This is a genomic window from Pseudonocardia oroxyli (assembly GCF_900102195.1).
Taxonomy (GTDB): Bacteria; Actinomycetota; Actinomycetes; order Mycobacteriales; family Pseudonocardiaceae; genus Pseudonocardia; species Pseudonocardia oroxyli.
The window spans coordinates 107,645-131,690 of record NZ_FNBE01000015.1 but is presented as its reverse complement, the minus strand read 5'-3'; the positions used below and the strand labels follow the sequence as shown (position 1 = coordinate 131,690).

Sequence of the window (24,046 nt, the reverse complement as noted above, 5' to 3'; positions counted from 1 at the left end):
CGCGCACGGGCACGCAGTGCCGGTCATGCCGCGAGGGTGCGGGCCCGGCGCGCCGCCGCTGCCGCGCGTGCGGGGTCGAGGGTGGCCCGCGCGACGAGGCGCAGGCGGGACACGCCGTCGGGCACGCTCGGGGGTCGGAAGCAACCCACCACCACGCCGTCCTCGAAGAGCCGGGTGGCCGCGGCGAGGGCCGCCGCGGGCTCACCGACCTCGAGGGACTGGACCGCGCCGGGGGAGTGGTCGATCTCCGCGGCGTCGGCGACCGCGCGGGCCACCCGGTGCAGGGCGGCGACGCGATCGGGCTCGGCGCGGACGATCCGGCACGCCTGCGCCGCGGCGGCCGCGGCCGCGGGCGCCAGGGCGGTGTCGAAGATGAAGGTGCGCGCGGTGTTCACGAGGTGCTCCCGCAGGGCGGCGGAGCCCAGGACGGCGCCGCCCTGGGCACCGAGGGCCTTGGACAGCGTGGCGGTCACGACCACGTGCTCGGCGCCGGCGAGGCCCGCCGCGTGCACCGCGCCCCGGCCCCGGCCGGCGACGCCGACGCCGTGCGCCTCGTCGACGACGAGCAGCGCGTCGTGGAACGCGCACAGCTCCGCGGTGGCGGCGAGGTCCGCGGCGTCTCCCAGCACCGAGTACAGCGACTCGACGACCACGATCGCCCGCGGTCGGGTCCGCTCCCGCAGGATCCGCTCCAGCGCGCCGAGATCGGCGTGCGGGCACACCGCGACCGGGGACCGGGAGAGCCGGGCGCCGTCGATCAGGGAGGCGTGGGCGTGGGCGTCGGAGACGATCAGGGTGCCCGGGTCGCCGAGCGCCGTGAGCAGCCCGATGTTCGCGGTGTAGCCGCTGGAGAAGGCCAGGCAGGTGGGCTGCCCGGTCAGGTCGGCGAGCTCCGCCTCGAGCTCGGCGTGCCCGGCCGTGGTTCCGGTGACGACCCGGGAGGCGCGGGCGCCCGTGCCGAAACGGTCCAGCGCCGCCGCCGCGGCGTCGCGGACGCGCGGGTCGTCGGCGAGGCCGAGGTAGTCGTTCGACGCGAGGTCGAGCAGGCCGCGGCGGGACTGCGGGTTGCGCCGCACGTCGTCCGCGCGCACCACCCCGGCCCGCTCCCGCCGCTGCGCCGCCTCCGCGAGCCAGACACCCAGGCTCATCCGTGCACCTCCTCGACGGCGCCGGTGATCGCGGCGCCGATCGCCGCGACGTCCGCCGTGGACGAGACGTAGGGCGGCATCGTGTAGACCAGGTCGCGGAACGGGCGGACCCAGACCCCGCGCCGCAGGGCCGCCCGGGTCACCGCACCCACGTCCACCGGGCCGCTGAGCTGCACCGCGCCGACGGCGCCGAGCACCCGGACCTCCTTGACCGCGGACAGTCCCGTCGCCGGGCCCAGCGCCGCGGCCAGCTCCCTGCCGATCCGGGCGACCGTCGCGCCGTCGTCGAGCAGGGACAGCGAGGCCGACGCGACGGCGCAGGCCAGGGGGTTGCCCATGAACGTCGGGCCGTGCAGGAGCGCGCGTTGCGGGGACCGGGTGACGGCCTCGGCGACGGCACTGGTGCAGAGCACCGCGGCCAGCGTCAGGTAGCCGCCGGTCAGGGCCTTCCCCACGCACATCACGTCTGGCACGACGCCGGCGTGGTCGACCGCGAAGGGGGCGCCGGTCCGACCGAACCCGGTGGCGATCTCGTCCGCGATCAGCAGGATGTCGTGCGCGTCCGCGATGCGCCGCAGGGCGGTCAGGCATCGCGGCGGGTACACGTGCATCCCGCCCGCGCCCTGCAGCACCGGCTCGACGACGAGGGCAGCCACCGTGTCCGCGTGCGCCGCCACGAGCTCCTCCGCGCCGGCGATCCAGGCGTCGACCTGGGGGTCCGACTCCGGCGTGAGCACGCCGTCGACGGTGTCGGCGGCGGGCGGGCGCGGCAGGAACAGCTGGGTGCCCACCAAGCCCGGGAAGAGCGCGTGCATCCCGTCGACGGGGTCGCAGACGCCCATCGCCCCGGTGGTGTCGCCGTGGTAGCCGCCACGCAACGCCACGAACCGCCTGCGCTCGGGCCGCCCGCGCGCCGCCTGGACCTGCACCGCCAGCTTCAGCGCCACCTCGACCGACACCGAGCCGGAATCGGCGAGGAAGACGTGGGGGAGACCGGTGCGCGCCGCCAGGTCCTCGGCCAGCCGGACCGCGGGCTCGTGGGTCAGGCCGCCGAACATCACGTGGCTGAACCGGTCGACCTGGGCGTGCGCGGCGGCGTCGAGCACCGGGTGGCGGTAGCCGTGGACCGCGCACCACCAGGAGCTCATCGCGTCGATCACGTCGAACCGGGCCCCGTCCGCCGCCTCCAGGTCCAGCCGGACGCCGGCGGCGCCGCGCACCGCGTAGGGCGCGGGCCCGTCGAGCGCCGCGTAGGGGTGCCAGAGCAGGCCGCGGTCGCGGTCGAGCAGCGAGGTCATGCGTTCGGGGCGTCGGTGGTGCCCGCGCCGCGGCGCCGGATCGCGACCGGGTCCGGCGCGCGTCCCTCGGTGTCGGCGCCGAGCACCGCGAACCCGTTGTCCGCGATCATCTGCAGGTCGTCCTTCGCCGCCTGCCCCTCGCTGGTGAGGTAGTCGCCGAGGAACAGCGAGTTCGCCACGTGCAGCGCGAGCGGTTGCAGCGACCGCAGGTGCATCTCCCGCCCGCCTGCCATCCGGACCTCGGTCGCGGGGCAGACCAGTCGGGCGAGCGCGAGGATCCGCAGGCAGCGCAGGGGGTCCAGCTCCCAGGTCCCGGCCAGCGGGGTGCCGTCGAACGGCATCAGGAAGTTCACCGGGACCGAGTCGCTGCCGATGTCTCGCAACGCGAAGAGGGCGTCGACCAGTTGGTCGTCGGTCTCGCCCATCCCGACGATCAACCCGGAGCAGGGGGACAGCCCCGCCGCCCGCGCCTTCTCGACGGTGTCGACGCGGTCGGCGTAGGTGTGCGTGGAGCAGATGGCGTCGTAGTTCGACTCGGCGGTGTTCAGGTTGTGGTTGTAGGCGTCGACCCCGGCCTCGGCCAGGCGCTCGGCCTGGCCGTCCTGCAGCAGCCCCAGGCAGGCGCAGACCTCGACGTCCGGGTGTTCGGTCCGCAGCGCGCCGACGATCGAGGCCACCCGCTCGACGTCCCGGTCGCCCGGCCCGCGCCCGCTGGAGACCAGGCAGACCCGGGACGCACCGCCCGCGATCCCCGCGCCGGCCTGGCGCACCGCGTCCGCCGTGGACAGCCAGGAGTACTTCAGGACGTCCGCGTCGGAGCCCAGCCGCTGGGAGCAGTACCCGCAGTCCTCCGGGCAGAGTCCCGACTTGAGGTTCACCAGGTAGTTGACCTTGACCAGGTTGGCGAAGTGCGCGCGGCGCACCCGGCCCGCCGCGGCGACGAGGTCGAGGACCTCGTGGTCCGGGGTGGCCAGCACCTCGAGGGCCTCCGCGCGGTCGAGGACTGCGCCGTCGAGGACTCGCTCGGCGAGCACGTCATAGGTTTTGAACACCGTTCAAACGTAGGTGCCCGATCCCCGCCTGACAAGATGTGTCCGTGGCGTTGACCCGGGAGCTGATCGTCGACGCGGCCTACGCCGTGCTCGACGGGCAGGGGTTGGCCGGGCTCACGATGCGGCGCGTCGCGCAGGAACTGGACGTGCGGCCGGGGGCGCTGTACTACCACGTCGCGAACAAGCAGGAGCTGCTCGCGGAGGTCGCGGCCCGCATCCTCGGCCAGGGCTCCGCGACCGACGACGCGCACAAGGCCGCCCGGGAGCTGCGGGACGCGTTGCGCCGGGTCCGGGACGGTGCCGAGGTGGTCTCGTTCGTCCTCGCCTTCCGGCCCGAGGGGCTGGCGTCGATCCGGGCGTTGCCCGCGGCGTTCGCGCTGCCGCCCCGCGAGGCGGTGTGGGCCGCCCGCACCCTGACGCACTACGTCCTCGGCGCGGTCGCGGAGGAGCAGAACCGGGCCGAGCTGGTCCGGACCGGGATCCTCGCCGACGGGCCGGACGACGTCGAGGAGTCCTTCCTCTTCGGACTCGACGCGGTGCTGGCCGGGCTGCGGCGCCGCGTCGACCTGTGAGCGCGCGGCGGGTCAGGCGATCCGGACGGCGTGCGGGCCCACCCGCGGGAACCGGTCCATGACCTGCGGGTCGTGGCCGGGGACGATCAGCTCGGCAGAGTCCGCGAGCTCGCGAATCCGGTCGTAGGCCGCGTAGATGCCGGGCATGGAGTGCAGGATCGGGCCGGGCCGGTCCTGCTCCAGGTTCTCGGTGAAGTGGATGGCGTCCGAGGCCAGCACGACCCAGCCCCGCGCCGTCCACACCCGGGTGAGCTGCATCCCCGCGGTGTGCCCGCCGACCAGGTGGACGGATAAGCCGGGCGCGATCTCCGCCTCGCCGTCGACGAGATCGAGGCGGTCGGGGGCGAGCACGGTGGCGAGGTCGGACTCCGAGCGGAGCCAGTGCTCGCGGGTGATCCGCTTCGCCACCGGGCCCGTCCAGTAGTCGCGCTCGGCGCGCTGGACCACCCGGCGGGCGGCGGGGAACCGCGCCGCCGCGCCGGTGTGGTCGTAGTGCAGGTGCGACAGCACGAGGGTGTCGACGTCCGCGGGGTCGACACCCAGCGACGCGACCCCCTCGTGCGGCGTGCAGTCGAACGCGATCGCCGCGGGGGCCCGGTCCGGCTCCAGCCCCGCGTCGAGCACGACGGCGCGGGTGTCGGAGACGGCGAGCCAGACGTAGTACGCGGTGGGGTGCGGCTCGGCCCAGGTGTCGTCGTACCCCAGGAAGTGTTGTCCCCGAAGGCCTTCGCGGGTCGCGTACCGGATCGCGTGGACGGTGTACATCAGGCGCCCACGGCCGCCTTCGCCCGGACCGGCTCCAGCCCGAGCTGCTCGGTCGGCGTGCGGACGTAGTCCTTGCCGGTCCCGACGGCGACCACGTTCAGCAGGCAGACGGCGGCGACGAAGATCGCCACCGCGACCCAGTTCTCGCCGCCCTCACCGGCCAGCGCCGCGGAGATGGACGGGGCGAAACCGGCGACGGCGAACCCGATCTGGGTGCCGATCGCGGTGCCGGACAGCCGGACCCGCGCGGGGAACATCTCGCCGTAGAACGCGGGCCAGACGCCACCGGTGGCGCTGTGCACGAAGCCGAACATCACGATGCCGACCACGAAGATCAGCACGTAGTTGCCGGTCGAGATGGAGGCCAGGTAGCCGAACATGAGCACGGCGCAGCCGAGCGAGCCCGCGATGAACACCGGCTTGCGGCCGACCCGGTCGGCGAGGTTGCCGAAGAACGGGAGGGCGGCCAGCGCCACGGCGTTGGCCAGCACGCCGACCCAGAGCATCGCGGTGCGGGACAGGCCCTCGGTGTTCACGGCGTAGGACAGCGCGTACACCGAGAAGACGGTGCTCACGGTGGCGATCGTGGCGCAGGCGACCACCCGCAGCACGGAGCGCCAGTGGTCCCGGAACAGGACGGCGAGGGGGAGCTTCTCGACCTCGTTCTGCTGCTGCTCGCGGGTGAAGACCGGGGTCTCGTCGAGGCTGCGCCGGATCAGCAGCGCCACCACCACGACGACGGACGACGCCCAGAACGGGACCCGCCACCCCCAGCTCAGCAGGGCCTCCTCGGGCAGCGTCGCGATCGGCAGGAAGACCGCGGTGGCCAGGATCTGGCCGAACTGGGTGCCGCTGAGGGTGAAGCTGGTGAAGTACGCGCGGCGGTGCGCAGGCGCGTGCTCGAGGGTCATCGAGTTCGCGCCCGCCTGCTCGCCGCCCGCGGAGAAGCCCTGGAGCAGTCGCAGCGTGACCAGCAGGATCGGTGCGGCGACACCGATCGTGGAGTAGGCGGGCAGGCAGCCGATCAGGAACGTGCACACGCCCATCAGCAGGACGGTCAGCACGAGGACGCGCTTGCGCCCGAACCGGTCGCCGACGTGGCCGAGCACGAAGGCGCCGATCGGGCGGGCGATGTAGCCGACACCGAACGTGGCCAGGGCGAGCAGCGTCCCGGTGGCCGCGCTGGAGCCGGGGAAGAAGACCCGGCCGAACACCAGCGCCGCGGCGGTGCCGTAGATGAAGAAGTCGTAGTACTCGAGCGCGCTGCCGATCCAGGCGGCGAGCGCCGCCTTCCGCGGTTGGGCGGTCGTGGGCTGGGACACGAGGGGCTCCTGGGTGATGCGTCGATGCAGGCACCGGGCGACGGCGTATGTACCGTCTGGTTACGTACCAGATAGTGAGTTAGGCAGGCGGCGGTGTCAAGCCCGAGACACGGCCTAGGTCTGACCCACGAGCGCGGTCAGGTACTCGAGCACCAGGTCGCCCAGCATTCGGCGGTAGTGGTCCCGGCGGCCCGCGTCCAGCAGGTCGCGGTCGAAGATGGCCTGGAAGGTGTGCCGGTTGGCCGTGCGGAACACGCAGAACGCGCTGATCAGCATGTGGACGTCCAGGGCGTCGACGTCCGTGCGGAACAGGCCGCAGGCCTGGCCGCGCGCCAGGATCCCGCCCAGCACGTCGACGGCGGGCGCGGCGAGCCCCTCGCGGATCGGCGAGGTGCGCAGGTGCTCGGCGTGGTGGATGTTCTCGATGCCGACCAGCCGGATGAACGCCGGGTGCGACTCGTGGTGGTCGAAGGTCAGCTCCGCCAGGGCGCGCATGGCGCGGGCGGGGTCGAGGTGGTCGACGTCGAGCTGGGACTCCAGGGAGCGGATGCCGGCGTAGGCCGCCTCGAGCACGGCCACGTAGAGGCCCTGCTTGCTGCCGAAGTAGTAGTAGAGCATCCGCTTCGTGGTGCGGGTGCGCGCCGCGATCTCGTCCACCCGCGCGCCCGCGTACCCGCGGTCGGCGAACTCCTCGGTGGCGATCGCGAGGATCTCCGCCCGGGTCCGTTCGGCGTCGCGCTGTCGCTCGGGCGGCACGTCTGCGGGTTCGGCACTCACGGGCCCGACGATATCCGCCCGCCGCTCTTGCCGAGGATCCCTCGACCCGGTACAAGTAACCATCTAGTACATCGTTGGTTTGTCCGCAGTCTCGACGAGGAGCGCCGTGAACGTCGTCCGCACCGGCCTGATCGGCTCGGGCATCGGCCCGTCCCTCTCGCCCGCCCTGCACGAACGCGAGGCGCGCGAGCTCGGGTTCGCCCTCGACTACCCCCGCTTCGACCTCGACGTCCTCGGCGTCGAGGCGGACGCCGCGGGGGAGCTGCTGGCGCGCGCCCGGGCGGCGGGGCACCGCGGCGTGAACGTCACCCACCCCTGCAAGCAGCGGGTGATCCCGCACCTGGACGCGCTGTCCCCGGACGCCGCGGCCATCGGCGCCGTGAACACCGTGGTCTTCGAGGACGGGCGCGCGGTCGGGTACAACACCGACTGGTCCGGCTTCCGGGACGGGCTGGTCGACGGCCTGCCCGGGGCCCCGCTGGACCGGGTCGTGCTGCTCGGCGCGGGCGGTGCGGGCGCGGCGGCGGCGCACGCGTTGGTCGCCCTCGGCGTGGGCGCGCTGACCGTGCTCGACGTCGACGCCGAGCGGGCGGCCGAGCTCGCGGCGGCGCTGAACGCCCGATCCGCCGAACTCGCGCGTCCGGACCGCGGGACTCGCGTGGACGAACCGGGGGACTCGCGGGTGGTGGGCGCGGGGGTGGGGGAGCTCGGTCGGGCGCTCGACGGGGCGGACGGGCTGGTGCACGCCACGCCCGTCGGGATGGCCGACCACCCGGGGCTGCCGCTGCCCGCCGCGCTGCTGCGGCCCGAGCTGTGGGTCGCGGAGATCGTCTACCGGCCGCTGGACACCGCGCTGCTGCGCGCCGCCCGGGCCGCGGGCTGTCGCACCCTCGACGGGGGGCGGATGGCCGTGCACCAGGCGGCCGCGGCGTTCCGGCTGTTCACCGGCCGGGAGCCGGACCCCGCCCGGATGCTGCGCCACCTCGCCGAGCTCATCGGACAGGAGGAGTCCCGTGTCGCCTAGGACGTCCCTCGCCACGGTGTGTCTCTCCGGGGCGCTCGACGACAAGCTGGTCGCCGCCGCGGCGGCCGGGTTCGACGGCGTCGAGATCTTCGAACCGGACCTCGTCGCCTCCCCGATGCCGCCCGGCCAGGTGCGCCTGCGCTGCGCCGACCTGGGCCTGTCCGTCGACCTCTACCAGCCGTTCCGCGACCTGGACTCCACCGATCCCGCGCGGTTCGCGGCGAACCTGCGCCGCGCGGACGCCAAGTTCGCCGTCATGGAGGCGCTGGGGGCGGACACGGTGCTGATGTGCTCGTCGGTCGCCGCGGACGCCGTCGAGGACCCGGACCGCCTCGCCGAGCAGCTGCACACCGTGGCCGAGCGGGCCCACGACCGCGGGCTGCGGATCGCCTACGAGGCGCTGGCGTGGGGCGCGCACGTCGCGACCTGGGACGCGAGCTGGGAGGTCGTCCGGCGCGCCGACCACCCGGCCCTGGGCCTGTGCCTCGACAGCTTCCACATCCTGTCCCGCGGCTCGGACCCGGCACCGATCGCGGACGTGCCGGGGGAGAAGCTGTTCTTCCTCCAGCTCGCCGACGCCCCGCACCTGTCGATGGACGTGCTGCAGTGGAGCCGCCACCACCGGCTGTTCCCCGGCCAGGGCGCCTTCGACCTGCCCGCGTTCATGCGGGCGGTGCTCGCCGCCGGGTACGCCGGGCCCTGGTCGCTGGAGGTGTTCAACGACGTCTTCCGGCAGGCGGATCCCGAGCGGGCCGCCGTGGACGCCCACCGCTCCCTGCTCACCCTCGCCGAGGCGACGACCGGGGGGACCGAGCCCCCGCCGCGGCTCGCCGGCCACGCGTTCGTCGAGGTGACCGGCGACGAGTCGACCGGCGGGGTGCTGGCCGCCCTGGGCTTCGCGCGCACCGGCGTGCACCGCACCAAACCGGTGGAACGCTGGGAGCAGGGCGGCGCCCGAGTGCTGGTCAACCGGTCCGGCGCGGAGACCGCCATCGCCGCGGTGGCCGTCGAGTCCGCGGACCCGCCCGCGTCGGCGCGGCGCGCGGTGCGGCTGGCCGCTCCCGCGCTGCCCCGCGAGCGGGGGCCCGCCGAAGCCGACCTGGCCGCCGTGACCGCCCCGGACGGGACGGCGTTGTTCTTCTGCCGCACCGGCGCGCCGGACGACTGGTCGGGGGACTTCGTGGCGACCGGCGAGCGGGCCGCGGGGATCGGCGTGACCGGCATCGACCACGTCGGACTGGCCCAGCCGTTCGACCACTTCGACGAGGCCGCCCTGTTCTACCGCTCGGTCCTCGGCCTGGAGCCCGTGACCTCGGCCGAGTTCGCCGCGCCGTTCGGGCTGGTCCGCAGCCGCGCCCTGGCGGACCCGGGTCGGGACGTGCGGCTCGCGCTGAGCGTCTCGCTGCTGCGCCGCGGGCAGTGGGCGCCCGGCGTGTCGGAGCCCCAGTACGTCGCCCTCGCCGTGGAGGACGTCGTCGCCGCGGCCCGCGCGGCGCGGGCGGCGGATGCCCCGCTGCTCGGCATCCCGGACAACTACTACGCCGACCTGGCGGCCCGCCTGGAGCTGCCCGCCGCCGAGATCGCGGCGTACCGGGAGTTCGGGGTGCTGCGCGAGGAGACGCCGGAGGGCGCCTACCTGCAGGTGTGCACCGAGGTCCTGGGCGGGCGGCTGTTCGTGGCGCTGGTGCAGCGGATCGGCGACCACGATCTCTTCGGCTGGACCGACGCCCCGGTCCGGATGGCGGCCCACCGCCGTCGTCGGCTGGCGCGGGCGGCCGTGCGCACCTGAACTGTCGGTGCCGTCTTGGATGATGCGGCCATGAGTCGTGAGATCCAGGTGACGGTCGACGCGTACGACCCGGCGGCCGTGGCCCGCTTCTGGGCCGAGGCGTTGGGCTACGTCATCCCCGGACCGCCGGGGGTCGAGCTGCCGGCGGGCGCGGACCCGCTCGCCGTCTGGCAGGAGTTCCTCGCCCGCATCGGCGTGCCGGAGGAGCAGCGGAACACCCGCGCGGCGGCCGAGGACCCGGAGGGCCGCGGCCCCCGGCTGTTCTTCCAGCAGGTGCCCGAGGACAAGACCGTGAAGAACCGCCTCCACCTGGACGTCCGTGCCGCGCCGGGGATGCAGGGCGAGGAGCGGATGGCGGCCCTGGAGGGCGAGTGCGCGCGGCTGGTGGCCCTCGGCGCCACCCGCCTGCGCCGCGTCGAGCCCGCCCCGCCCCTGGACGGCGGCCACATCGTCCTCGCCGACCCCGAGGGCAACGAGTTCTGCCTCGACTAGCGCCTCCGGCGCCCGTGCGTGGTAAGTGGTGCCAGAGCACCACTTACCACGCACGAGCGGCGACGCCGCAGGTCAGCGGAGGCGGTGGCGGCCGTCGTCGGTGCGGACGGTGCGGCGGCGGCGGGCGAGGTGTTCCAGGAGCGGGACGGCGACGCGGCGGGTGGTGCCGAGCGCCTCGCGCGCCTCGCTGAGCGTGAACGTCTCCGGCAGGCCGCGCAGGATCTCGACCGCGCGGTCCTCCGCGTCCGGGAGCAGGAGGACACCGTCCCCCACCGTGCTCAGCTCACCCGCCCTGACCAGCGTCGCGACCTGTTTCGGGCCCAGCCCGAGGTCGGCGAGCCGCTCGGCGTCCGGCGCGGCGAAGGGGGCCACGGCGAGGTCGGACCGCACGGCGTCGAGCGCCGTGCGCAGCGCGTCCGGCAGGCCCGCGTCGATGGCCCGGCGGATCCGTCCGTCCCGGGCCACCAGCGTGTCCTGGCCCGTCAGCAGCTCCGCCACCAGCGCCGGGTGCGGGAGACCCAGGGCGTGGCGAGCCGCCTCGATCGGCAGGCCGGGGTCGAGCGGGTCGGCGCGGTCGTGGGCGGTCACCGCCGCGCGCAGCGCCTCGACCAGCGCGGGGACGCGGGCCGGGGCCAGCAGCCAGCCGCCGCCGCGGAGCGCGGACACCGCCTCGACCGCGGCGGCGGGCACCCCCATCGCGACGAGGTCCGCGGCCCGCACCGTGCCGCGGCGGCGGAGCTCGTCCGCGGCGTCCGGCGCCCCGGTCACCGCCGCCAGCTCGGCGGCGCGGGCCCGGGCGGCGCCGCGGCGGCGCAGCTGCGGGGGCCGGACGTCGAGCACCGTCAGGCCGGTCACGGCGCGGCGCCCGGGATCGCGCAGCACCACGCGGTCCCCGATCCGCAGCGGGAGCGGGCGGTCGAGCCGCAGCCGGACGACGTCCTCGCCCAGCGGCCGGACCCGCACCGACACGGCCGCGGACCCGATGTGCAGGATCGGGGCGCGTGGCAGGTCGGCGGCCGACCCGTGCACCCGACCATCCAGTTCGGACACCGTGAGCCAGGCGCCGGGGGTGCACAGCGCCGCCCCGCGCCCGATCTCGTCGACGCCGATCCCGCGCAGGTTCGCGGCGACCCGGGTGACCCCGCGCGCCGTCCGCACGGTCTCGCCGAGACTCTCCAGCCCGCGCACACCGATCCGCCGGTCGCCCAGCACCAGCTCGTCCTCCCGGCTCAGGGTGCCCTCGGCGAGGGTCCCGGTGACCACCGTCCCGGCGCCGCGGACGGTGAACGCGCGGTCCACCCAGAACCGCACGGGCGCGGCGGGATCGGGCTCGGGCAGGCCGCGGACCAGCGCGTGCAGGGCCGTGCGCAGCTCGTCCAGCCCGGCGCCGGTGGCGCCGGAGACGGCGACGGCGGGCCAGTCGGGCAGCTGTTCCCGCGCCTCGGCGAGGGCGAGCTCCGGTTCCAGCAGGTCGGAGCGGGTCACGACGAGCAGCCCGTGGCGCACCCCCAGCGCGGCGAGGGCCTCGGCGTGCTCGGCGGTCTGGGGCATCCAGCCCCCGTCCGCGGCGACGACCAGCAGGACCGCGGGCACCGGGCCGACCCCCGCGAGCATCGTCGTCACGAAGCGTTCGTGGCCCGGGACGTCCACGAAGGCGACGCTGTCCTCGCCGATCCGGGCCCACGCGAAGCCCAGGTCGAGGGTCATCCCGCGGCGCCGCTCCTCGGCGTAGCGGTCCGGTTCCATGCCGGTCAGGGCGCGGACCAGGGTGGACTTGCCGTGGTCGACGTGCCCCGCCGTCGCGACGACGTGGGTCCTCATGCCACCGCCGCCCGGACGGCCGCGGCCAGCGCGGGATCGTCCGCCGGGTCGACCGCCCGCAGGTCGAGCAGGCACCGCCCGCGCTCGACGCGCCCCAGTACGGCGGGCTCCCCGCGGCGCAGGGCCGCGGCGAGGCGTTCGGGCAGCGCCACCGCCCAGCTCTCCAGCACGACGTCCGGGGCGCCGCCGCCGCCGACCCGGGCCCGGGACGGCACGGCCTCTCCCGCGACCGCGGCGGCCAGGGCCTCGGCGCGGCGCCGCAGCTCGGCGACGTCCGCGTCGAGGGCGGCGCGGGTCGGGGTGACCGGCCCGCGCAGGGTCGCCTCCAGCGCGGCGAGGGTCAGCTTGTCCACCCGCATCGCGCGGGCGAGCGGGTGGCGGCGGATGCGCTCCACGGTCTCGGCCGCGCCGAGCACGAGCCCGGCCTGCGGCCCGCCGAGCAGCTTGTCCCCGGACGCGGTGACCAGGGTCGCGCCCGCGGTGAGGGTGGTCGCGGCGTCCGGCTCGTCCGGCAGGAGCGGGTGCGGCGCGAGCAGCCCGGACCCGATGTCCACGACCAGGGGCGCCCCGAGGCCCGCCAGCTCGGCGACCGACACGCTGTGGGTGAAGCCGCTGACCGTGAAGTTCGACGGATGCACCTTGAGCACGAACCCGGTGTCCTCGCCGACGGCCGCGGCGTAGTCCCGCAGGTGCGTGCGGTTGGTCGTCCCCACCTCGCGCAGCCGCGCGCCCGCGGCCTCGAGCAGCTCGGGGATCCGGAACCCGTCGCCGATCTCCACCAGCTCACCGCGGGACACGACGATCTCGCGGCCCGCGGCGAGCGTGGCGGCGGTGAGCGCGAGCGCGGCGGCCCCGTTGTTGACCGCGAGCGCCCCACCCGCCGCGGGGACGGCCTCGCGCAGCGCGGCCACCGCGTCCGCCCCCCGCCTGCCGCGCCCGCCGGTGGCGAGGTCGAGCTCGACGTCACACGTCCCGGCGGCGGTGTGCAGCGCCGCCCGGGCCGCGGCGGACAGCGGGGCCCGACCGAGGTTGGTGTGCAGCAGGACCCCGGTGGCGTTCAGGACCGGGCGCAGGCCCCGCGGCAGCTCCCGCACGGCCGCGGCGACGACCTCGCCCGGCGCGATCTCGCCCCGCCGGGCGGCGGCCTGGGCCTGCCCGACCGCCGCCTTCACCGCCGGTCTCCCCAGCCGTTCGATCGCCGCGGCCAGCGCCGGGTCGGCCAGCACGACGTCCGTCCGCGGGATGCTCCTGCGCAGATCCACCCGCCCAACCTACGGTGGAGGCGTGACGGTGGCGGCGGACGGCAAGAGGCTCACGGAGTTCAGCCACGGCGCGGGCTGCGGCTGCAAGATCGGCCCGGGCGCGTTGGCGGAGGTCATGGCGCTGCTCGCGCCCTCCCAGCGGCCCGACGAGCTGCTCGTGGGCACCGAGACGGGGGACGACGCGGCGGTCTGGCGGCTCGACGCCGACCGGGCGCTCGTGGCCACCACGGACTTCTTCACCCCGGTCGTCGACGACCCCCGGCTGTGGGGGCGGATCGCGGCGACCAACGCGGCGTCGGACGTCTACGCCATGGGAGGGCGCCCGCTGTTCGCCCTGAACCTCGTCGCCTGGCCCACGGACGCCCTGCCGCCCGAGGTGCTCGCCGAGGTGCTGGCGGGCGGCGCCGACGCGGGGCGGGCCTGCGGGTTCGTGGTCGTCGGCGGGCACTCGATCGACGACCCGGAGCCCAAGTACGGCATGGCCGTCATCGGGGAGGTGCACCCGGACCGCCTGCTCACCAACGCGGGTCTGCGCCCCGGCGACGCGCTGGTGCTGACCAAGCGGCTCGGGATCGGGATCGCCACCACGGCGGTGAAGCGCGGGGTGGCGAGCACCGCGCTGGTGGACGCCGCGGTGGCCTCGATGATCGCGCCCAACGGCGCCGCGGCGGCCGCGGCCGTGGCCGCCGGGGCGACCGGGTGCACGGACGTGACGGGCTTCGGGCTGCTCGGGCACCTGCGCAAGATGGCCGCGGCGTCCGGCGTGGACGCCACGGTGCGGATGGCCGACGTGCCGTTCCTCGACGGCGTCCGGGACCTGGCCGACGCCGGCGTGGTGCCGGGCGGCTCGCAGCGCAACCGCGACTGGGTGCGCGAGGTCGTCGACGGGAGCCCCGGCGAGACCGACCTGCTGCTGCTCTCCGACGCCCAGACCTCCGGCGGGCTGCTCTTCGGCGCGGCGCCGGACCGGGCCGCCCGCGCGGTCGCCGAGCTGGGGGACCGGGGCGTGCCCGCCGCCGTGATCGGCGAGATCGGCGCCGGGACGGGCCGGATCCGGGTGCTGTGAGCGGCGGCCGGGACGCTATACGGTGATCCCGTGCCCCGCCCGAGCCGTTGGTCGGAGATCCTGGTCGCCGCGAGCGAGGAGTTCCGCGACCGCGGGTACGAGGCGGCCACGCTCGAGGGCATCGGCGCGCGCGTCGGCATCCTCAAGGGCTCGATCTACAACTACGTGGGCAGCAAGGAGGAGCTGCTGCTCGCGGTCGTCGAGCAGCCCGCGAAGCAGCTCCTCGCCGAGCTGGAGCGGCTGCAGGCGGACAGCGGCCACACCGTCGCGGTGCGGCTGCGCGAGCTGATCCGCATGCAGGTGCGGATCTTCGGCGACCATCATCCGGCCGCGTTCGTGTACCTGCAGAACATCGGCCGGATGACCGCGCCGCGCTTCGCCGAGTTCCGGGAGATGGACGCCCGCTACATGGCCGCGATCGAGGCGCTCGTCGCCGAGGGCGCGCGGACCGGGGAGTTCTCCCTGGCCTCGAGCCCACGCACGGTCGCCCGCGCTGTCGTCGGGATCCTGGACTGGATGCAGCACTGGTTCGTCCCCCGCGGCCCCGAGGCGGACCAGGAGCTCGCCGACGAGCTGTTCGCGTTCGCGCTGGGCGGGCTGGTCGCGGGCGGCGGCATGCGGGGGATCACCCGGGCGTTCCCCGCGTGAGGCTGGACGGGAAGGTCGCCGTGGTGACCGGGGCGTCCGCCGGGCTGGGGCTGCGGTTCGCGCAGGTGCTGGCGGAGGCGGGCGCGGACGTCGCCGTCGGGGCGCGGCGGGACCTCGCGGGCGCCCGCGCCGTGGTGGAGGGCGCCGGACGGCGGTGTGCGGCGGTGCGCACGGACGTCGCCCGGGACGCCGACTGCGCGGCCCTCGTCGCGGCCGCCGTCGAGCAGCTGGGCCGGGTGGACGTGCTGGTCAACAACGCCGGCATCGGGTACGCGGCCCGCGCGGAGCAGGACGATCCGGCCGCGGCGGCCGCGCTCTTCGCCGTCAACCTGCTCGGGGCGTACCAGATGGCGATCCACGTCGGGCGCGCGCTGATCGCGCAGGGCGAGGGCGGGTCGATCGTCACCATCGGGTCGGCGCTGGGCAGCACGACGGGCCCGCTGCCGGAGGCCGCCTACTCGGCGTCGAAGGCGGGGGTGGCCGGGCTGACCCGCGACCTCGCCGCGCAGTGGGCGCGCCACGGCATCCGGGTCAACACCCTCGCCCCGGGCTGGTTCGCCTCGGAGCTGACCGGGCCACTGCTGGAGCACGAACGCCGCGCCGCGCAGCTGGCGGGCTGTGCCGCGCTCGGCCGGATCGGCAGGCCCGAGGAGCTCGACGGCCCGCTGCTGTTGCTCGCCTCGGACGCCGGCTCCTACATCACGGGGACCACGCTCACCGTCGACGGCGGCTGGTCGATGCGGTAGGGGACGTCTCAGCGGGTGTGCACGGGGAGGTGGTGCAGCCCGCGGGACAGCAGGACGGAGTGCCAGCTCAGGGGCTCGTCACGCAGGCGCATCGCGGGGAAGCGGCGCAGGGCCGCGGGGATCGCGATGCTCGTCTCGAGCCGGGCCAGCGGGGCGCCGAGGCAGTAGTGCAGCCCGATCCCGAACCCGAGCTGGCGGCCCGGTCTGCGCGAGACGTCGAAGCGGTCCGGGTCCGCGAAGACCGCCGGGTCCCGGTTCGCGGCCGCGGGGCAGAGGAACACCCGCTCGCCCGTCCGCAGGGTCCGCCCGCCCAGCTCGACGTCCGTGGCCATCAGCCGCGCGATCGTCTTCGCCGGACCGTCCCAGCGCAGCAGCTCGTCCACCGTGCCCGCCGCGTCCGGGGCCTCCGACGGGTGCCGAAGCAGCGCCAGGATCCCGTTGCCGATCAGGTTCGTGGTGGTCTCGTGGCCGGCGAAGAGCAACAGGACGCCGGTGGCGACGACCTCGTCGTGGGTCAGCGAGTCGCCCTCGTCCCGGGCGCGGATCAGGGCGGTGAGCAGGTCGTCTCCCTCGTGGCCGTCGACCAGGTCGGCCAGGTAGGCGGTCAGCTCGGCCATCCCGTCCGCGCCGTCGGCGTGCCGGTCCGGGTCGCCCATGCCGCCGAACACCAGCCCGGTGATGCGGTCGGACCAGTCCTTGAACCGGTGCCGGTCCGCGCGTGGCACCCCGAGCAGCTCGGCGACCACGGAGGAGGTGAGGGGATACGCGTACTCGCCGATCAGGTCGGCCTCCGGCCCGAGCTCGTCGAGCAGCTCGGCCGCGGTCTGCGCGACCCGCGGGCGTATCCGCTCGACGGCCCGGGGGGTGAAGGCCCGGGACAGCAGCCTGCGCAGGCGCGTGTGGTCCGGGGGGTCCTTGAAGACCATCCAGTCCTCGAGGACCCCGAACGCCGCGCGGACGGACGGGTCGGTGTCCGGTCCGTCGAGCCGGGCGCGGCGGTAGGGCGCGATGCGGTCCGACGAGAAGCGCGGGTCCCGCAGCGCGGCGTCGACGTCCGCGTACCGGGTGACGAACCAGGACCGGTAGCGCTCGCTCCAGTGCACGGGGTCGTGCTGGCGCAGCTCGGCGAGCAGGGGGTACGGGTCGGCGACGGCCTCGGGGGAGAGGAGGTCGGCCCGGGTGCTGCCCGGTCCCAGCACGGTCATGGCGCCTCCAACACGGCGACGACGCAGGCGTTCCCGTCGAGCACGGACACCCCGCCGCCCATGGTCTCGACCAGCCCGATCCGCGCGCGCCCGACCTGGCGCCCCCCGGCCCGCCCGCGCAGCTGCCAGACGATCTCGGCGAGCTGCGCGAGGCCGGTCGCGCCGAGCGGGTGCCCGCGGGAGAGCAGCCCGCCGGAGGGGTTCACGATGTGCGGCGCCTTCAGGCCGAGTGCCGCGGTGGTGACCAGCTCGCCGATGGTGAAGGCGTCGTGCACCTCCGCGACGTCGACGTCCTCCGGCCCGAGTCCGGCGGCGGCGAAGGCCGCGGCACCGGTGTCCCGCACCAGGTCGTGGCCCCACACCTCGCGCGAGCGATGGTTCCAGGGGGCGCCCGAGCGCAGCGCGACCGACCGGACGCGGACCCCGCCGCCTCCCGAGCCGCCCCGGCCGACGATCGCGGCCGCGGCACCGTCGGAGGTCGGGCAGCACTGCAGCAGGGTCAGCGGATCGGCGATCGGGCGCGAGGCCAGGACCTCCGCCACGGTGAACCGCCCGCCGAAGGGGGCCCGCGGGTTCGCCAGCGCGTTCGCCTTGTTCTTCACCGCCACCGCGGCCAGCTGCTCGAGGGTGGTCCGGCCCTCGTGCAGCCACCGGGCGGCGGCCATCGCGTAGAGGGCGGGCAGCGCCAGGCCGGTGCGGCCCTCGGGGTCGGTCGGTTCGGGGACGATCGCGCCGTCGCCCATCCGCTCGATCCCCAGCGCCAGCACCCGCCCGTACCGGCCCGTGCGCACGGCCTCGCAGGCCTCGGCGAAGGCGGTGGTGCCGCTCGCGCACGCGTTCTCGACGGTCAGCACCGGCATGCCGGTGAGCCCCATCGCGCGCAGGACCCGCTGGGCCACCCCGGCGGGGCCGAACACGGTCCCGACCCACACGGCGTCGACCGTGCGGGGGCCGCCCGCGTCCCGGAACGCCTCGTCCACCGCGGCGAACGCGAGGTCGACGAGGTCGACGTCCGGCTGCCTGCCGAACCCGGACGTCCCGACGCCCTCGATCGCCACGGTCATGTCCGCTCCACCTTCAGCTCGGCGGCCGCCAGGAGGCGCACGCGGGCCCCGATCGGGAGCGGCGCCGCGCTGTGCGCCAGCACCCGCGGCCCGTCGTCGAGGTCGACGTAGGCCAGCGCGTAGGGCGGGGTCCGGTCGGCCACCGGGATGCGCACGACGGTCGCGCTCCAGACCGTTCCGCCGGGCCCGAACCGCGCGGGCTCGACGGGGCCCCCGCAGGTCGGGCAGGCGGGCCAGGTGAACGCCGACGGCTCCGCGCAGGCGGTGCAGCGGCGGCCCTCGACCAGGCCGTCGCCCGCAGGGCCCGCCACGACGACGGGGCGGGGATCGACGCTGCTCACGGCGCCCATGAAACCAAACTGTAGGTCGGTTATCAACGCGTCTTGACAGGTCTGCGTGGCGCAGGACACAGTGAAAGGGCATGGACGGCAAACCATGGTTTGTGGAACCGGCGAAAGGATCCCGACCGATGAAGTTCGGCTTCTTCACCATGCCCGAGCACCCGCCGCGCGAGAACTGGACGCTCTCGTACGACCGCGACATCGCGGCGATCGTGGAGGCCGAGCGGCTGGGCTTCCACGAGTACTGGATCGGCGAGCACCACACCGGCGGTTACGAGAACGTGCCGGTGCCGGAGTACATGATCGCCAAGGCGTCCGCGGTGACGCACCGGATCCGGCTCGGCACCGGAGTGATCAACCTGCCCTACCAGGACCCCTTCATGGTGGCCGAGCGCATGGCGTTCCTCGACCACCTCACCCACGGCCGTCTGGAGTACGGCTTCGGCGGCGGCGGGCTCCCCACGGACAAGGCGCTGTTCGGGCTCGAGCCGACCGAGGCCGCGCCGCGGACGAACGAGGCCCTGGACATCATCTGGCGGCTCCTCACCGAGGACGACCCGGTGAGCTACGAGGGCGTGTACTGGAAGTACGAGAACCGGCAGCTGCAGGTCGGGCCGTACCAGGACGTCCCGCCGTTCGCGATCGCGGGCCTCACCGGCGTGCACAACTACGCCAAGTGCGGCGAGCGGGGCTGGAAGCCGCTGTCGGTGCACTTCGCGCCCACGGACAACGGCACCTACACCGACGCCCCCGACCTCCGGGCCATGGGGGACGCGATGCTCTCCGCCGGTGCCTCGGCGGGCATCGACCCGGCCGTGACCAGGGACAACTGGCGCATCGTCCGCGAGGTCTACGTCGCCGACAGCAGAGACCAGGCGCTGAAGGACATCCGCGAGGGCGTCAAGCTCTCCTACGACTACCTGTTCGGGCTGGGCCTCGGCGCGCTGATGAAGATCGGCGACGGGATGACGGACGCCGACCTCACGCTGGACTGGATGGTCGAGAACATCCCCTGGATCATCGGCAGCCCCGAGGAGTGCACCCGCACGCTCAAGGAGCTGGAGGAGGAGACCGGCGGCTTCGGCACCCTGCTGATCAACGTGCGGGACTGGGTGACCACCGACAAGTGGAACCGGTCGAACGAGATGTTCGCCCGGTACGTCATGCCGCACTTCACCCGGCGGGAGCGCCTGGACCGGCGGCAGAAGCTGGCCGACCGCGCCCTCGGCATCGACTGACGGCCCGGGGTCGCGCCGCCCAGAGGAGGATCGATGACCTTCCCCCGGTACTGGGACGAGGAGCGGGAGACCCTCGAGCCCGCCAAGCGCGAGGCACTCGTCCTCGACCGCATCCAGTACCAGCTGCGCCACGTCTACGCCGAGCTGCCGTTCTACCGGAACCACTACGACGCCCACGGCTTCCACCCCGACCAGGTGCAGACGCTCGAGGACTTCACCACGAGGGTCCCGGTGATCACGAAGCGGCAGCTGGTCGCGGACCAGGCCGCGCACCCGCCGTTCGGCAGCTACGCCCGTGAGCTGCCGCCGGGCGGGATCGCGCGGATCCACGGCTCCTCCGGCACCTCCGGCGTGCCCACGATGTACGCGGTCTCGAAGAACGACTGGGAACGGGCGGGCGAGGTCCACGCCATGGCGCAGTGGTGCGCGGGCGTGCGGCCGGACGACATCGTGCAGGTCGGGTTCCCGTTCGGCCTCTTCTTCGGCGGCTGGGGCGTGGTGCAGGGCGCCGAGCGGATCGGGGCGACCCTGTTCCCGCTGGGCGTCACCGAGTCGCAGAAGCACCTCGAGCTGATCGGCAGGCTGGGCTCCACGGTCTTCAGCGCCACGCCGAGCTACTGCATCCACCTGCTGTCGGTCGCCGAGCAGCTCGGCATCGACCTGCGGGCGTCGAGCGTGGAGCACCTGCTCGTCGGCGGTGAGCCCGGGGGTTCCCTGCCCGGGACCGCCGCCATCATCCGGGAGGGCTGGGGCGCCACGGTGTCCGACGCGGGTTCCACCTCCGAGATGTACCCCTTCCAGACGAGCGTGGGGTGCGAGGCCCAGACCGGCACCCACCTCTACATCGACGAGGTGTTCACCGAGGTGGTGTCCGCGGCGGACCCGAACGTGCCGATCCCGGTGGGGGAGCGCGGCGCCCTCGTCTACACCCACCTGTGGCGGGACTCCCAGCCGATGATCCGCTTCGCGCCGGGGGACGAGTCCTACCTCGCCACGGACCCGTGTCCGTGCGGGCGCACCTACCCGCGGCTGCCGGAGGGCGTGCTCGGTCGGCTGGACGACATGCTCGTCATCCGCGGCGCGAACATCTACCCCAGCGCGGTCGAGACCGCGCTGCGCTCCGTGCCGGGGCTCGGCCCGGAGTTCCGGATGCGGGTCACCCGCAAGGGCGCGCTGGACGAGCTGACCGTGGAGGCCGAGGGGCCCGTTGCGCTGCAGGGGCCGACCGAGGACGCGTTGAAGCGGGTCCTCGGCATCCGGGTCCCCGCGGTGCTGCTCGCGCCGGGCACGTTGCCGGAGACCACGTTCAAGGCCCGCCGGGTGGTGGATGATCGCTGAATGCTGCTCGACCTGACCCAGCCGTTGGTCCCGGGGATGCAGGTCTACCCGGGTGACCCGCAGTTCCGCTGCACACCCGTCACCGCGGACGGGGTCACGGTCACCGAGCTGCACCTCGGCACGCACACCGGCACCCACGTCGACGCGCCCGCGCACGTGATCCCGGGCGGCGCCGGCGTCGCGGACCTGGACCTGGAGCTGTTCCGGGGCCGGGCGGTGCTGATGGACGGTCCGGAGCCGCCCGCCCTCCGCCCGGGGGACGTCCTGGTGGTCCACACCGGCTGGTCACGGTACTTCGGCACGCCCCGCTACCTCGACCACCCGGTGGTCGACCCCGCGGTGGCCCGGGCGATAGTCGCGGCGGGTGTGCGCGCGCTGGCCGTCGACACGCTGAGCCCGGACCCGAGGGACTCGCTCGCCGTGCACGAGATCGTCCTCGGCGCGGGCGGGGTGATCGTGGAGAACCTGCGCGGCGTGGAGCGGCTGCGGGGCCGCGACGCGATCCTCACCTTCCATCCCCTGGCCCTGCAGGGGGACGGCTCCCCGGTCCGCGCCGTCGCCGAGCTGGCCTAGGCGCGTCGAGGCGCCGCCGGACGGCCCGACCCGCGACGCCCAGGGCGACCACCCCCAGGCCGGCGAGCATGGCGCCCGTCGGGAGGGTGGCGGCCAGGACGAGGCAGCCGACCAGACCCGCGACGGCGACGGGGCGGGAGCGGCGGTCGAGGGTGACGGCCGAGGCGTTGGCGACCGCGTAGTACAGCAGCACCCCGACACCCGAGGCCGCGATGACCCCGCGCAGGTCCACGGCCGACACCAGGACCGCGACCACCACGCCGGTCACGACCAGCGCCGAGCGGCCGCGGTAGAGGCGGGGAAGCTCGCGGTCGTCCGCCATGGCGTTCGCCGTGCGGCCCACGCCTGCCAGCAGGGTCAGCAGCACCCCCGCACACGCCACGGCGGCCCCGACCCGCACGACGACCGAGGCGCCGGGCAGCCCACCCGCCACGTCCGCGAGCGGGGCGACCGACCGGGCCAGCCCGGCGGGGCCGAGGGTGAGCAGCGCCGTCCCGCCCACGACGGCGTAGATCGCGAGCACGGAACCCAGCGCGATCCGGATGGCCAGCGGGAGGGTGCGCGCGGGATCGCGGACGTCTCCGCCCAGCGTGGCGATCCGTGCGTACCCGGCAAAGGCGAAGAACAGCAGGCCCGCGGCCTGCAGCACGCCGAACGCGCCGGCCGACGGCCCCTCGGTGAGCCGGTCGGCGCTCGGGTCGCCCCCGACGAGCCCGGCGACCACGACCACCGCCAACGCCGCGAGCGTGACCGCCACGAGGACGCGCGCCGCCGCGGCGGTGCGGGTGATCCCGAGCAGGTTGACGCCGGTCAGCGCCACCACGGCGACGACCGCCGGGACGGCCGGGACGGCGGGCCAGACGTAGGCGCCGAAGGTCAGCGCCACCGCCGCGCAGCTCGCCGTCTTCCCGACGACGAAACACCACCCGGCCAGGAACCCCCAGCCCGCCCCGAGCCGCTCCCGCCCGTAGACATAGGTGCCGCCGGACTCCGGGTACCGCGCCGCGAGCCGCGCGGAGGAGAGCGCGTTGCAGTAGGCGACCGCCCCGGCCACCAGGAGCGCGACCGGCAGCCACGCCCCGGCCACCGCCGCCGCGGGCCCGAAGGCCGCGAACACCCCGGCCCCGAGCATCGACGCCAACCCGACGACCACCGCATCCGAGAGCCCCAGGCGCCGCACCCCGCGACACTAGTGCCCCGTCCAGGAACGTCCGGGCCGGAATCGGTGGGTGGGCCGCCGGCGTCACTCCATCCAGACGATGATCTGGTCGGCGATGCAGGCGGGCTTGTCCGCGCCCTCGATCTCCACGACGGCGCGGAAGCCGGCCTTGGCGCCGCCGGGGACGGGCGCGACGTCGAGGAGGGTGACCTCGGCGCGGATCCGGCTGTCGACCGGGACGGGATGGGTGAAGCGGACCTTGTCGAAGCCGTAGTTCACCCCCCGCGACGCCTCCGGCACCGCGGCGAGCTCGCCGATCAGCACCGGGACGAGCGACAGCGTCAGCATCCCGTGGGCGATGGTCGCGCCGTACGGGCCCGCGGCCGCGCGGGCCGTGTCGACGTGGATCCACTGGTGATCGTCCGTGGCGTCGGCGACGGTGTCGATGCGGGGCTGCTCGACGACCCGCCAGGCGGTGTGCCCCAGGGACGTCCCGGGCGGGCAGGCGAGCAGGTCGGCGACGGTCCGGAAGGTGGTCATCCGAGCGCCGGCACCCGGTCGGGGTCGGTCTCGTCGTGCCCGAACTCGTCCGCGCCGAAGTACGCCGCCTCCACCAGGTACCGGTCGCGGAGCAGGTCCGCCGCGGCGCCGGTCAGCACGACCCGGCCGTGGTTGAGGATCACGCCGCGGTCCGCGATGGACAGCGCCAGCTCGATGTGCTGCTCGACCAGGATGAGCCCGATGCCGTCCTCCTGCGCGAGGTCGCGGATGGCGGGCAGCATCTCCTGGACGATCTTCGGTGCCAGCCCGAGGCTCATCTCGTCGATGATCAACACCTTGGGCTCGGCCAGCAGGGCCTTCGCGATCGCGAGCATCTGCTGCTCACCGCCCGACATCAGGCCCGCCTTGCGCCCCTCCAGGTTCCGCAGGACCGGGAAGCGGTCCAGCACCGCGCCCTCCCGCCGGGCGTCCGGCCTGCGGGCGGCCAGCCGCAGGTGCTCGCGCACGGTGAGGCCGTAGAAGATGCCGCGGTCGTCCGGCACCAGGAGCACACCGGCGCGCGCGACCTGGTGTGGCCTGCGCCTGCCCAGCGGAGCGCCGAGCACGTCGACCACGCCCGCCAGCAGCGGGACGAGCCCGACCATCGCCAGCAGGGACGTGGTCTTGCCCGCGCCGTTGGGCCCGAGCAGGGCGACGACCTCACCCGGGGCGACCGAGACCGTCAGCCCGCGGACGCGCGGCGGGCGGTCCGGGCCGCGACCAGCAGGTTCTCGGCGACCGCGAGGTTGTACCCGGCCGCGAGATCGCGCGTCACTCCGGGACAGGGGATCCGCCCGCTCCTTCGC

24 protein-coding genes are annotated in these 24,046 nt (G+C 75.1%); 10 read left to right on the top strand and 14 right to left on the bottom strand.

The genetic code is table 11. The features are described 5' to 3' along the window. Nucleotides 1–23 precede the first annotated feature (23 nt). The 3 genes from BLS43_RS21825 to bioB are packed head-to-tail and all read right to left on the bottom strand — an operon-like array spanning nt 24 to nt 3,498. The gene (locus tag BLS43_RS21825) at nt 24–1,148 is read right to left on the bottom strand and encodes an aminotransferase class I/II-fold pyridoxal phosphate-dependent enzyme (protein WP_218129937.1); all 1,125 of its coding nucleotides are present in this window, start codon (nt 1,146–1,148) and stop codon (nt 24–26) included. Further along, on the bottom strand, nt 1,145–2,446 hold the full coding sequence (gene bioA / locus BLS43_RS30605; protein ID WP_093088216.1) for an adenosylmethionine--8-amino-7-oxononanoate transaminase: 1,302 nt from the start codon (nt 2,444–2,446) through the stop codon (nt 1,145–1,147). Before bioA ends, BLS43_RS21825 begins: the two co-directional genes overlap by 4 nt. Beyond that, nucleotides 2,443–3,498 carry a biotin synthase BioB gene (bioB, locus tag BLS43_RS21815; RefSeq protein ID WP_093088213.1) on the bottom strand — a complete coding sequence of 352 codons (1,056 nt, stop codon included), beginning with the start codon at nt 3,496–3,498 and terminating at the stop codon, nt 2,443–2,445. The genes bioA and bioB overlap by 4 nt, the downstream gene beginning before the upstream one ends. Nucleotides 3,499–3,542: 44 nt before the next feature. On the opposite strand from bioB, the gene BLS43_RS21810 reads away from it, so the two are divergent. Then, on the top strand, nt 3,543–4,070 hold the full coding sequence (locus BLS43_RS21810; protein ID WP_093088366.1) for a TetR family transcriptional regulator: 528 nt from the start codon (nt 3,543–3,545) through the stop codon (nt 4,068–4,070). A gap of 12 nt (nt 4,071–4,082) precedes the next feature. On the opposite strand, the gene BLS43_RS21805 is transcribed toward BLS43_RS21810, so the two are convergent. The 3 genes from BLS43_RS21805 to BLS43_RS21795 all read right to left on the bottom strand — a co-directional run bounded on the left by BLS43_RS21805 (nt 4,083) and on the right by BLS43_RS21795 (nt 6,934). After that, entirely contained in the window at nt 4,083–4,835 is a 753-nt protein-coding gene (locus BLS43_RS21805) for an N-acyl homoserine lactonase family protein (protein WP_093088210.1), read from the bottom strand. Next, the gene (locus BLS43_RS21800; RefSeq protein WP_176921469.1) at nt 4,835–6,157 is read right to left on the bottom strand and encodes an MFS transporter; all 1,323 of its coding nucleotides are present in this window, start codon (nt 6,155–6,157) and stop codon (nt 4,835–4,837) included. Before BLS43_RS21800 ends, BLS43_RS21805 begins: the two co-directional genes overlap by 1 nt. Before the next feature lie 114 nt (nt 6,158–6,271). Beyond that, nucleotides 6,272–6,934, bottom strand: coding sequence for a TetR/AcrR family transcriptional regulator (locus tag BLS43_RS21795; RefSeq protein WP_093088204.1), 663 nt, complete (start codon nt 6,932–6,934; stop codon nt 6,272–6,274). A 106-nt stretch (nt 6,935–7,040) separates the two neighbouring features. Here BLS43_RS21795 and BLS43_RS21790 point away from each other — a divergent pair, with 106 nt between their 5' ends. The 3 genes from BLS43_RS21790 to BLS43_RS21780 are packed head-to-tail and all read left to right on the top strand — an operon-like array spanning nt 7,041 to nt 10,239. Further along, complete coding sequence (locus BLS43_RS21790; RefSeq protein WP_093088201.1) at nt 7,041–7,958, top strand: shikimate dehydrogenase; 918 nt, start codon at nt 7,041–7,043, stop codon at nt 7,956–7,958. Then, nucleotides 7,948–9,747 carry a sugar phosphate isomerase/epimerase and 4-hydroxyphenylpyruvate domain-containing protein gene (locus BLS43_RS21785; protein WP_093088198.1) on the top strand — a complete coding sequence of 600 codons (1,800 nt, stop codon included), beginning with the start codon at nt 7,948–7,950 and terminating at the stop codon, nt 9,745–9,747. Before BLS43_RS21790 ends, BLS43_RS21785 begins: the two co-directional genes overlap by 11 nt. 30 nt (nt 9,748–9,777) lie before the next feature. Next, nucleotides 9,778–10,239, top strand: a complete 462-nt coding sequence (locus BLS43_RS21780; RefSeq protein WP_093088196.1) for a VOC family protein — start codon at nt 9,778–9,780, stop codon at nt 10,237–10,239. A gap of 72 nt (nt 10,240–10,311) precedes the next feature. Here the strand turns inward: BLS43_RS21780 and BLS43_RS21775 are convergent, their stop codons facing one another. Next, the gene (locus BLS43_RS21775) at nt 10,312–12,060 is read right to left on the bottom strand and encodes a SelB domain-containing protein (protein WP_093088193.1); all 1,749 of its coding nucleotides are present in this window, start codon (nt 12,058–12,060) and stop codon (nt 10,312–10,314) included. Further along, the gene (gene selA / locus BLS43_RS21770; RefSeq protein ID WP_245707665.1) at nt 12,057–13,322 is read right to left on the bottom strand and encodes an L-seryl-tRNA(Sec) selenium transferase; all 1,266 of its coding nucleotides are present in this window, start codon (nt 13,320–13,322) and stop codon (nt 12,057–12,059) included. Before selA ends, BLS43_RS21775 begins: the two co-directional genes overlap by 4 nt. Nucleotides 13,323–13,344: 22 nt before the next feature. Between selA and selD the strand changes: the two genes are divergently transcribed. From selD to BLS43_RS21755, 3 genes are read left to right on the top strand one after another with little or no spacing between them, the layout of a single operon-like run. Further along, entirely contained in the window at nt 13,345–14,388 is a 1,044-nt protein-coding gene (selD, locus tag BLS43_RS21765) for a selenide, water dikinase SelD (RefSeq protein WP_245707663.1), read from the top strand. Nucleotides 14,389–14,418: 30 nt separating this feature from the next. Beyond that, nucleotides 14,419–15,036, top strand: a complete 618-nt coding sequence (locus BLS43_RS21760) for a TetR/AcrR family transcriptional regulator (protein ID WP_093088191.1) — start codon at nt 14,419–14,421, stop codon at nt 15,034–15,036. Beyond that, complete coding sequence (locus BLS43_RS21755) at nt 15,033–15,782, top strand: SDR family NAD(P)-dependent oxidoreductase (protein WP_093088188.1); 750 nt, start codon at nt 15,033–15,035, stop codon at nt 15,780–15,782. Before BLS43_RS21760 ends, BLS43_RS21755 begins: the two co-directional genes overlap by 4 nt. Nucleotides 15,783–15,790: 8 nt before the next feature. On the opposite strand, the gene BLS43_RS21750 is transcribed toward BLS43_RS21755, so the two are convergent. Genes BLS43_RS21750 through BLS43_RS21740 form a run of 3 tightly spaced genes read right to left on the bottom strand, consistent with a single transcriptional unit; the run spans nt 15,791 to nt 18,401 of the window. Next, nucleotides 15,791–16,987, bottom strand: coding sequence for a cytochrome P450 (locus BLS43_RS21750; RefSeq protein WP_093088185.1), 1,197 nt, complete (start codon nt 16,985–16,987; stop codon nt 15,791–15,793). After that, complete coding sequence (locus BLS43_RS21745; protein WP_093088183.1) at nt 16,984–18,051, bottom strand: thiolase family protein; 1,068 nt, start codon at nt 18,049–18,051, stop codon at nt 16,984–16,986. The genes BLS43_RS21750 and BLS43_RS21745 overlap by 4 nt, the downstream gene beginning before the upstream one ends. Further along, nucleotides 18,048–18,401, bottom strand: a complete 354-nt coding sequence (locus tag BLS43_RS21740) for a Zn-ribbon domain-containing OB-fold protein (RefSeq protein ID WP_093088180.1) — start codon at nt 18,399–18,401, stop codon at nt 18,048–18,050. Before BLS43_RS21740 ends, BLS43_RS21745 begins: the two co-directional genes overlap by 4 nt. A 119-nt stretch (nt 18,402–18,520) precedes the next feature. On the opposite strand from BLS43_RS21740, the gene BLS43_RS21735 reads away from it, so the two are divergent. From BLS43_RS21735 to BLS43_RS21725, 3 genes are read left to right on the top strand one after another with little or no spacing between them, the layout of a single operon-like run. Continuing rightward, entirely contained in the window at nt 18,521–19,630 is a 1,110-nt protein-coding gene (locus BLS43_RS21735) for an LLM class flavin-dependent oxidoreductase (protein ID WP_093088178.1), read from the top strand. Nucleotides 19,631–19,663: 33 nt separating this feature from the next. Next, nucleotides 19,664–20,968, top strand: coding sequence for a phenylacetate--CoA ligase family protein (locus tag BLS43_RS21730; RefSeq protein WP_093088176.1), 1,305 nt, complete (start codon nt 19,664–19,666; stop codon nt 20,966–20,968). Further along, nucleotides 20,969–21,541: a cyclase family protein gene (locus BLS43_RS21725; protein ID WP_093088173.1), complete on the top strand. Its 573-nt coding sequence runs from the start codon at nt 20,969–20,971 to the stop codon at nt 21,539–21,541. Here BLS43_RS21725 and BLS43_RS21720 read toward each other — a convergent pair. From BLS43_RS21720 to BLS43_RS21710, 3 genes are all read right to left on the bottom strand, one after another. Further along, nucleotides 21,474–22,721 carry an APC family permease gene (locus BLS43_RS21720; RefSeq protein WP_245707661.1) on the bottom strand — a complete coding sequence of 416 codons (1,248 nt, stop codon included), beginning with the start codon at nt 22,719–22,721 and terminating at the stop codon, nt 21,474–21,476. The genes BLS43_RS21725 and BLS43_RS21720 overlap by 68 nt on opposite strands. A gap of 63 nt (nt 22,722–22,784) precedes the next feature. Continuing rightward, nucleotides 22,785–23,240, bottom strand: a complete 456-nt coding sequence (locus BLS43_RS21715) for a MaoC family dehydratase (RefSeq protein ID WP_093088170.1) — start codon at nt 23,238–23,240, stop codon at nt 22,785–22,787. Continuing rightward, on the bottom strand, nt 23,237–23,890 hold the full coding sequence (locus tag BLS43_RS21710; protein WP_245707682.1) for an ABC transporter ATP-binding protein: 654 nt from the start codon (nt 23,888–23,890) through the stop codon (nt 23,237–23,239). Before BLS43_RS21710 ends, BLS43_RS21715 begins: the two co-directional genes overlap by 4 nt. Nucleotides 23,891–24,046: the final 156 nt, after the last annotated feature.

Excerpts from the sequence above, each read along its gene's own strand:
- BLS43_RS21825 (WP_218129937.1), bottom strand. The coding sequence starts at position 1,148 with ATGAGCCTGGGTGTCTGGCTCGCGGAGGCGGCGCAGCGGCGGGAGCGG.
- bioA (WP_093088216.1), bottom strand. The coding sequence starts at position 2,446 with ATGACCTCGCTGCTCGACCGCGACCGCGGCCTGCTCTGGCACCCCTAC.
- BLS43_RS21805 (WP_093088210.1), bottom strand. The coding sequence starts at position 4,835 with ATGTACACCGTCCACGCGATCCGGTACGCGACCCGCGAAGGCCTTCGG.
- BLS43_RS21780 (WP_093088196.1), top strand. The coding sequence starts at position 9,778 with ATGAGTCGTGAGATCCAGGTGACGGTCGACGCGTACGACCCGGCGGCC.
- BLS43_RS21775 (WP_093088193.1), bottom strand. The coding sequence starts at position 12,060 with ATGAGGACCCACGTCGTCGCGACGGCGGGGCACGTCGACCACGGCAAG.
- BLS43_RS21750 (WP_093088185.1), bottom strand. The coding sequence starts at position 16,987 with ATGACCGTGCTGGGACCGGGCAGCACCCGGGCCGACCTCCTCTCCCCC.
- BLS43_RS21745 (WP_093088183.1), bottom strand. The coding sequence starts at position 18,051 with ATGACCGTGGCGATCGAGGGCGTCGGGACGTCCGGGTTCGGCAGGCAG.
- BLS43_RS21740 (WP_093088180.1), bottom strand. The coding sequence starts at position 18,401 with ATGGGCGCCGTGAGCAGCGTCGATCCCCGCCCCGTCGTCGTGGCGGGC.
- BLS43_RS21735 (WP_093088178.1), top strand. The coding sequence starts at position 18,521 with ATGAAGTTCGGCTTCTTCACCATGCCCGAGCACCCGCCGCGCGAGAAC.
- BLS43_RS21730 (WP_093088176.1), top strand. The coding sequence starts at position 19,664 with ATGACCTTCCCCCGGTACTGGGACGAGGAGCGGGAGACCCTCGAGCCC.
- BLS43_RS21725 (WP_093088173.1), top strand. The coding sequence starts at position 20,969 with ATGCTGCTCGACCTGACCCAGCCGTTGGTCCCGGGGATGCAGGTCTAC.
- BLS43_RS21715 (WP_093088170.1), bottom strand. The coding sequence starts at position 23,240 with ATGACCACCTTCCGGACCGTCGCCGACCTGCTCGCCTGCCCGCCCGGG.